The organism is Streptomyces sp. NPDC059037, from assembly GCF_042740015.1.
In the GTDB taxonomy this organism is placed as follows: domain Bacteria; phylum Actinomycetota; class Actinomycetes; order Streptomycetales; family Streptomycetaceae; genus Streptomyces.
The window spans coordinates 20,627-28,341 of sequence record NZ_JBHYIG010000108.1; the positions used below are offsets into that span (position 1 = coordinate 20,627).

General features: G+C 72.7%; 7 protein-coding genes. All 7 read left to right on the top strand.

Going from position 1 to position 7,715, the window contains the following annotated elements; genetic code table 11:
* Window positions 1-4 precede the first annotated feature (4 nt).
* From ACFWY6_RS22535 to ACFWY6_RS22565, 7 genes are read left to right on the top strand one after another with little or no spacing between them, the layout of a single operon-like run.
* Entirely contained in the window at window positions 5-976 is a 972-nt protein-coding gene (locus ACFWY6_RS22535; protein WP_384693139.1) for a carbohydrate ABC transporter permease, read from the top strand.
* Window positions 973-1,836, top strand: a complete 864-nt coding sequence (locus ACFWY6_RS22540; protein ID WP_384693142.1) for a carbohydrate ABC transporter permease — start codon at window positions 973-975, stop codon at window positions 1,834-1,836. Before ACFWY6_RS22535 ends, ACFWY6_RS22540 begins: the two co-directional genes overlap by 4 nt.
* Before the next feature lie 36 nt (window positions 1,837-1,872).
* Entirely contained in the window at window positions 1,873-2,889 is a 1,017-nt protein-coding gene (locus tag ACFWY6_RS22545) for a hydroxyacid dehydrogenase (RefSeq protein WP_384693144.1), read from the top strand.
* A complete protein-coding gene (locus tag ACFWY6_RS22550) occupies window positions 2,886-4,784 on the top strand; it encodes a DUF2264 domain-containing protein (RefSeq protein ID WP_384693147.1) in 1,899 nt (632 codons plus the stop codon). The genes ACFWY6_RS22545 and ACFWY6_RS22550 overlap by 4 nt, the downstream gene beginning before the upstream one ends.
* A 52-nt stretch (window positions 4,785-4,836) precedes the next feature.
* Window positions 4,837-5,562, top strand: coding sequence for a helix-turn-helix domain-containing protein (locus tag ACFWY6_RS22555; RefSeq protein WP_384693150.1), 726 nt, complete (start codon window positions 4,837-4,839; stop codon window positions 5,560-5,562).
* Window positions 5,559-6,404 (top strand): MerR family transcriptional regulator, encoded by an 846-nt coding sequence (locus ACFWY6_RS22560; RefSeq protein WP_384693152.1) that lies wholly within the window; start codon window positions 5,559-5,561, stop codon window positions 6,402-6,404. The genes ACFWY6_RS22555 and ACFWY6_RS22560 overlap by 4 nt, the downstream gene beginning before the upstream one ends.
* Window positions 6,404-7,621 carry a glycosyltransferase gene (locus tag ACFWY6_RS22565; protein ID WP_384693155.1) on the top strand — a complete coding sequence of 406 codons (1,218 nt, stop codon included), beginning with the start codon at window positions 6,404-6,406 and terminating at the stop codon, window positions 7,619-7,621. Before ACFWY6_RS22560 ends, ACFWY6_RS22565 begins: the two co-directional genes overlap by 1 nt.
* Window positions 7,622-7,715 lie beyond the last annotated feature (94 nt).

The window sequence follows — 7,715 nt, forward strand, 5'->3', positions numbered from 1 at the left end:
CCCGATGACCACGACCGCGCCCCCGGCCCGCGCCGCCCGCACGGCCGCAGCCCCCGCCGCCGCCCGCGGCACCCGCGCCAGTGCGCGCCGCCGTGAACACATGGCGTGCGGCGTCCTGATGACCCCCTTCCTGATCCTGCTGGCGACGGTCTTCCTGATCCCCGTCGGCACCGCCGTCTGGCTGAGCTTCTTCAGCGACGACCAGCCCGGCCTCGGCTTCGGCCCCGAACGCACCGTCTTCGTCGGCCTGCGCAGTTACACGGCCGTCCTCACCGACCCGACCTTCCTCGGCAGCCTCGGCGTGGTCGCCCTCTACTGCCTGATCTACATCCCGCTGATGGTGATCGGCGCCCTCGCCCTGGCCCTGCTGCTCGACTCGGGTGTCGTACGGCTGCGCACCTGGGCGCAGTTGAGCCTCTTCCTGCCGCACGCGGTGCCCGGCATCATCGCCGCCCTCATCTGGCTCTACCTCTACACCCCGGGCCTCAGCCCGGTCGTCGAACTGCTCGCCAAGGGCGACATCACCGTCGACTTCCTCGGCGTGCACACCGTGCTCCCGTCGATCGTGAACATCGCCCTGTGGAGCAACCTCGGCTACAACATGGTGATCTTCTACGCCGCCCTGCAGGCCGTCCCCCGCGAGGTGATCGAGGCCGCGGTCGTCGACGGCGCGGGACCGGTGCGCACCGCGCTCCAGGTCAAGGCGCCGCTGGTGCGCTCCTCCATCGTGATGGTCGCCATGTTCACCCTGATCTGGGCGCTGCAGCTGTTCACCGAGCCGATGCTGCTCAGCCAGTCCTCCCCGATGATCAACTCGCGCTTCTCGCCCAGCATGTACATCTACGACGCGGCGTTCACCCGCAACAACTACGGCCTGGCGGCGGCCGCTTCGGTGATCCTGCTGCTGTGCACGGTCGCCCTGTCGTACGGCGTCACCCGGTGGACGAACCGCTCCCAGAAGGAGGCCGCGCGATGAGCGCCGACACCCTCACCGCGGGCCGTCCCCGCCTCGTGGGCCGCACCGTCGTGAACACCGTGGTCGGCATCGCGGTGCTCTACACCCTGCTGCCCGTCCTGTGGCTGGTGCTCGCCGCGTCCAAGAACCGGGACGCCCTGTTCAGCAGCGACTTCTTCTCGCTGGCCGACTTCTCCTTCGTACAGAATCTGCGCGACCTGTTCGCGATGGACGGCGGCCTGTACGGCCGCTGGTACACCAACAGCCTGCTGTACGCCGTCCTCGGCGCCGCGATCAGCGCCCTGATCAGCGTCGCCTGCGGCTACGCCTTCGACAAGTACCGCTTCCGGCACAAGGAGAAGGTGTTCGGCCTGGTGCTCGCCGCGGTGATGGTGCCGCAGACGGTGCTCGCCCTGCCGCTGTATCTGATGGCGTCGGCCACGGGTGTCGTCGACACCTTCTGGGCGGTGTTCATCCCGGTCCTCTTCAATCCGTTCGGTGTCTACCTCGGCCGGATCTTCAGTCAGGGGTACGTTCCCGACGAGGTGCTCGAAGCGGCGCGGATGGACGGGGCGGGGGAGCTGACCACGTATGTGCGCGTCGCCCTGCGGATGCTGGGGCCCGGCCTGGTGACGGTGTTCCTCTTCCAGCTCACCGCCATCTGGAACAACTTCTTCCTGCCCATGGTGATGCTCTCGGACGAGAAGCTGTATCCCGTCAGCCTCGGCCTCTACACCTGGAACAGCTCCGCAAGCGTCTCGCCCGAGTACTACCCCGTGGTGATCATGGGTTCGCTCCTCGCGGTGCTTCCGCTGATCCTCGCCTTCATCCTGCTGCAGCGCTTCTGGAAGTCGGGCCTGACCGCGGGCTCGGTCAAGTGAGCCATAGGAAAGGGCCATGTGAAAGGGAATGTGTCGATGAACGGCAGTCACCGTCCGCACACCGCGCTCGCCATGGGGCAGGACGCGGCGACCGCCGTGCTCGGCCCCGGCGCCCTGGCCGCGCTCGGCCAGGTCTGCGATCTGGTGCCGGACACCGTCCTGGACGACTTCACCACCCCGCTGGCCCGCTCCGTGCTCGCGGACGTGGAGGTCCTCGTCACCGGCTGGGGCTGCCCGCCCCTTGACGCCGCCGCGCTCGCGGCGGCGCCCCGGCTGCGGGCCGTCGTGCACACCGCGGGGTCGGTACGCGGGCACATCACCGAGGAGTGCTGGGAGCGCGGCATCGAGGTGTCGTCGGCCGCCGCGGCCAACGCGCTGCCCGTCGCCGAATACACGGTCGCCATGATTCTGCTGACGGGCAAGCACGTCCTCGAGCGCGCCCGTGAGTTCGGCGTCACCCGCCGCCGCGACGACTGGCTCGGCGTCTCGCAGGGTGTCGGCAACTACGGCCGCACGGTCGGCATCCTCTCCGCATCGCTGATCGGCCGGCGGGTGATCGAACTCCTGCGGCCGTACGACCTGCGGGTGCTGCTGCACGACCCGTACGTCAGCGACGAGGCGGCTGCGGCGCTCGGCGTGCGGCCCGTCGGCATCGAGGAACTCTTCGCGAGCAGCGACGTCGTCAGCGTGCACACCCCGCTGCTGCCCGCCACCCGCGGTCTCGTCGGCCACGACCTGCTCGCGGCGATGCGCCACGACGCGGTGCTCATCAACACCGCCCGCGGCGCGGTGCTCGACCAGGAGGCCCTCACCGAGGCCGCCACGGCGGGCCGCATCCGGGCCGTCCTCGATGTCACCGACCCCGAAGTGCTGCCCCCCGACCACCCGTTGTGGGACTGCGACAACGTCACCATCACCCCGCATCTCGCCGGATCGCAGGGCAACGAGTGGGGGCGCCTCGCCGATCTCGCCGTCGCCGAACTCGGCCGCTGGGCCGCCGGCGACGGCTTCGCCCATCCCGTACGACGCGAAAGGCTGGCCTACCTCGCATGAGCATCCCCGGACTGCCCGAAGAGAACCGGGAGTTGAGCCCGCACACCGGCTACACACGCGAGCACTGGGAGACCGCCGCCGACGGCCTCCTGGGCGCCGCCTGGCAGTGGGCGACACCGCACGGCGCCCTCCTCGACCTGCCGGGACGGCCCTCCGCGTCCGGCGTGCGGTCGGACGGCCTTGAGGGATACGCCCGCACTTTCCTCGCCGCCGCGTTCCGGGTGGCGGGCGCCGAGGGCAAGGACCCGCACGGATGGCTCGACCGGTACGCGCGGGGGCTCGCGGCGGGCACCCGCACACCCGGCCGCGACGACACCGAGTCCTGGCCGGTCGTCCTCGACCACCAGATCCAGGGTCAGCCGATGGTCGAATCCGCCTCCGTGGCGCTCGGCCTGCGGCTGACCCGCCCCTGGCTGTGGGACCGCCTCGACGGCGACGTACAGGACCGCGCGGAGGAATGGCTGCGAGGCGCGCTCCGCCACGTCCCCGCACCCAACAACTGGTACCTCTTCCCCTACACCGTGGCAGGCTTCCTGGAGTCGGTGGGCCGCGGCGACACGGAGACGGCCAGGGCCCGCGAACGGGCCCTGGAACTCCTGGAGACCTGGTACCGCGGCCAGGGCTGGTACGCCGACGGCGACGGCCGCGCCTTCGACCACTACAACGGCTGGGCACTGCACCTCTACCCGACACTCGACGCCCAACTGTCCGACGAAAAGCGCCAGTTGGAGGTCCACGGTCCCCGTCTGCGCGAACACCTGGAGAGCTTCGGACTCCTCTTCGGCGGCGACGGCGCCCCGATCCACTTCGGCCGCTCCCTGACCTACCGGTTCGCCGCCGCGGCGTCCGTCGCCCTCGGCGCGGTCACCGGCCACACCCCGCTCACCCCCGGCACCTCGCGCCGCCTCCTGAGCGGATCGCTGCGCTACTTCCTCGACCGCGGCTCGGTCGGCGACGACGGCCTGCTCAGCCTCGGCTGGCACGGCCCGCACGAGGCGAGCCTGCAGAACTACTCGGGGCCCGCGTCGCCGTACTGGGCGTCGAAGGCGTTCGTCTGCCTGCTCGCCCCGGCAGGACACCCCCTGTGGACGGCGACGGAGGAACCGGCGCCCAGCGAGACCCGCGACCGGGTGCTCGCGCTGCCCGCGCCCGGTCTGCTGGTGCACAGCACCCGCGCGGACGGCGTGGTCCGGCTGCACAACCACGGCAGCGACCACGCGCGCCCGCACGAGGCGCAGTCGGCCGCGCACGAGGACCCGCTCTACGCCCGCCACGCCTACTCCACCCGCACCGGCCCCACGGCACGCGGCAACACCCCCGACAACCACATCGCCGTAGAAGTGGCGGGCATCCGCAGCGCCCGCTGCCGTATCGAGCCGCTCGGCGCCGACAACGGGCCGGACTGGGGCTGGGCCGCATCCCGGCACACCCCGGTCTTCGTCGGCGGCCCGCCCATGGTGCCGGGGCTGAGCGTGGAGAGCGTCACCGTGGCCAAGGGGCGTTACGAACTGCGCGTGCACCGCGTCATCGGCGCACCGCACGGCGCCCGCGTCACCCACACGGGCTGGGCGACCGGGCCCGAGGAGAACCTGCACTCCGCGCTCCATCCGCTGCACGGCTGGACCGCCCAGGACGAACAACGCGCACCCCAGGGCACCGCGTTCACCCGGTGGGCCCGCATGCCGCGCCTCACGGCGGACACGGAGGGCACCTCCCGCTACGCGGCCCTCGCGCTGCTCACCGCGGAGCCGGACCCAGCGCCACTGGCGGAGGCGGTCACCGCGGTGGACGCGACGGCCGACGGGGTCGAGGTGCGGTGGGCCGACGACGGATCCACGACACGGATCTCCTTCGAGCCGCTGGCCGTTGAACATCTGGAGGTTCCGTTGGACTGACGGTTCAGGGGGGTGGGCCGATGGTTCAGGCGGTTGGGCACACTGTCGGACCATGGGCACGTTCACCGCCGGGCACGGCATCACCGTCTTCGCCGAATCCCGTCCGTACGAGGTGACCCGGCACCGGCATCCCGCCTGGAAGCTCGTCCTGCCGGCCGGGGGACACGTCACCGTCGGGGCGGACGCCGGGGCGGGCGTGCTGGTGCCGCCGCGGTGCGAGCACGGCTGCGGCACCTCGTCGGGCTTCGTCGCCGTCTTCCTCGAACCATGGCGGGTGCCGGGCGCGGCCCACGCCGTGCGGCCGCTCTGGCTCGACGCTGCGCGGACGCGGAGGATGCGCGACGCGCTGGGGCCGCAGCTGGACGGCGCGGCGCTGCGCGCCGAACTGGCCGCGTTCGCCGGGCCGCCGACCGCCGTCGACGCACGCGTACGCCATGCGGTCCGGGCCTGCGGCGGGGCAGCCCGGCTCGACGCGGTCGCCGCCGACGTGGGGCTCTCCCCGGCGCGGCTGCGCACGCTGGTCCGCACGGAGGTGGGCATTCCGCTCGGCACCCTGCGGCAGTGGGAGCGGCTGCGGACCGCGGTCGGCGCGCTGGTCGAGGGCGGTACGGGCATCGCGGAAGCCGCCATCGCCGCCGGCTTCGCGGACCAGGCCCACCTCACCCGCACCGTCCGCAAGCTGGTGGGCCGCACTCCGGGCTCGCTGCGGCGCGGCGGGCTTGACCCTCACGCCGCGTCAGGCTGCAGGCTTCAGCCCGACGAAAGGCGAGGTCCATGAGTTACACCGTGGGGCAGGTCTCCGGGTTCGCCGGGGTGACCGTCCGCACCCTGCATCATTACGACCGGGCGGGTCTGCTCACCCCCAGCGAGCGCAGCCCCGGCGGCTACCGCCTGTACAGCGAGGCCGACCTGGCCCGCCTGCAGCAGATCCTCTTCTACCGCGAACTCGGCTTCGCCCTGGAGGAGATCGCGGAGATCCTCGCGGACCCGCAGGCCAACGCCCTCGACCAGCTGCGCGCCCGGCACAAGGCGCTGGTCGAGCAGATCGGCAAGCTGGGGCGCCTGGTGCAGGTCGCCGAGCGGGCCATGGAGGTGCAGCAGACCGGCGTACGGCTCAGCCCGCAGGAGCGGTTCGAGGTGTTCGGGGAGATCACCTTCGATCTGAGTTACGCCACCGAGGCCGAGCTGAAGTGGGCGGGCAGCGCGGGACATCGCGAGGCGATGAGCCGCGCCGCCGCCCACTCCAAGGAGGACTGGGCGCTGCTCATGAGCGAGGCGGCGCGGTGGCGCGAGCGGCTCGTCGCGGCGTTCGACGAGGGAGAGGCCGCCGAGGGAGAGCGCGCGACGGCCCTGGCCGAGGAGCACCGCAGGCACATCTCCCGCTGGTTCACCCCGTGCCCGCCCGACATGCACATCCGCGTCGCCGACGACTTCGCAGAGGACCCGAGGGCCTTCGCACTCGTCGTGCCGCCCTCCGAGCAGCGGCCCGGCCTGGCGATGTTCCTGCGCGCCGCGGTGCTCGCCAATGCCCGAGCCAACCCTGAAGGTAAAGCTAAACCTGAGGTTGAGGGTGGCGTCGAGTCCGGCGTGGGGTCACTCATTGAGAGGGAGGGAAGCTGATGCGCGTACTGATCACCGCGGCAGGGTCGTACGGCGATGTCGCGCCGTACACCGGACTCGGCGCCCGGCTGCGCGCAGCGGGCCACGACGTCGCCCTCGCCACCCAGGAGACCTTCGCACCGCTCGTCCGCGCCGCAGGGCTCACCTTCCGTCCGCTGCCCGCCGACCCGCACGCTTCCGGCGGCGGGAGCGGCGGCAAGCGGGAGCTGCTGCGGGCGGCCGCGTCGTTCGTACGCGAACTGGGGTCAGGGCTCGTCGACGCGGCGCAGGGCGGCGGCGTCGACGCACTGCTGCTCTCGACGACCACCGCCCCGCTCGGCTGGCACCTGGCCGAGGCCATGGACGTACCGACCTTGGGCGTGTACCTCCAACCCACGCACCCCACCCGCGAGTTCGCGCCGGTCGTCAGCGGTGCCCGCTCCCTCGGCGGCCCCGGCAACCGCGCGATGGGCCGCTTCTCGCTGCGGATGACGGACCGCGTCTACGCCGACGCCGTCCGGGACCTGCGCAGCCGCCTCGGCCTGCCCGCGGCCGAGCCCGGAGCCGTCCGGCGCCGACGGGAGGAGTCCCGGTGGCCGGTCCTGCACGGCTTCAGCCCGGCCGTGGTGCCCCGGCCCGGAGACTGGCGCGACGGCCTGGACGTCGTCGGCAACTGGTGGCCGCACCACGACCCGGGCCGCCCGCTGCCCGCCGCCCACGAGGACTTCCTGCGGGCGGGCCCGCCGCCCGTCTTCATCGGCTTCGGCAGCATGGCCGCCGGGGATGGGGAACGGCTGAGCGAGATCGCCGTGGCCGCCCTGCGCAAGGCCGGGCTGCGCGGAGTGCTCCAGGAGGGGCGGGCGGGCCTGATGGCGTACGGCGACGACATCCTCACCGTCGACGAGGCGCCCCACGCGCTGCTCTTCCCGAGGATGGCCGCGGTCGTCCACCACGCGGGCGCGGGCACCACGGCGGCGGCGCTGCGGGCCGGGGTCCCCGCGATCCCCGTCCCCGTCATGGCCGACCAGCCGTTCTGGGCCGCACGCGTGGCCGCCTTGGGCGCCGCCACCACGCCGATCCCCTTCAAGCACCTCACCGCGGAGCGCCTGGCCGAACAGCTCGGCCACGCCGTGCGCGAGCACTCGCTGAAGGCGGCAGCCGGGGGCATCGCCCGCCGGATGGGCGCGGAGGACGGTGCGGGTCATGTCCTCAAGGCGGTGGAGGGGCTGGCTCTCTAAGCGGCTTTGGCGAAGTCCGGTGCGGTGCGGGCGCGCCCCCGAAGGGGCGCGGGGCGGGGTCATGTTCGGCTCCCCCCCGGGGGCGCGACCACCC

What these genes read in the sequence shown, in the direction of transcription:
- ACFWY6_RS22545 (WP_384693144.1), top strand. Translation starts at nt 1,873, where the DNA reads ATGAACGGCAGTCACCGTCCGCACACCGCGCTCGCCATGGGGCAGGAC.
- ACFWY6_RS22540 (WP_384693142.1), top strand. Translation starts at nt 973, where the DNA reads ATGAGCGCCGACACCCTCACCGCGGGCCGTCCCCGCCTCGTGGGCCGC.
- ACFWY6_RS22550 (WP_384693147.1), top strand. Translation starts at nt 2,886, where the DNA reads ATGAGCATCCCCGGACTGCCCGAAGAGAACCGGGAGTTGAGCCCGCAC.
- ACFWY6_RS22555 (WP_384693150.1), top strand. Translation starts at nt 4,837, where the DNA reads ATGGGCACGTTCACCGCCGGGCACGGCATCACCGTCTTCGCCGAATCC.
- ACFWY6_RS22565 (WP_384693155.1), top strand. Translation starts at nt 6,404, where the DNA reads ATGCGCGTACTGATCACCGCGGCAGGGTCGTACGGCGATGTCGCGCCG.
- ACFWY6_RS22560 (WP_384693152.1), top strand. Translation starts at nt 5,559, where the DNA reads ATGAGTTACACCGTGGGGCAGGTCTCCGGGTTCGCCGGGGTGACCGTC.
- ACFWY6_RS22535 (WP_384693139.1), top strand. Translation starts at nt 5, where the DNA reads ATGACCACGACCGCGCCCCCGGCCCGCGCCGCCCGCACGGCCGCAGCC.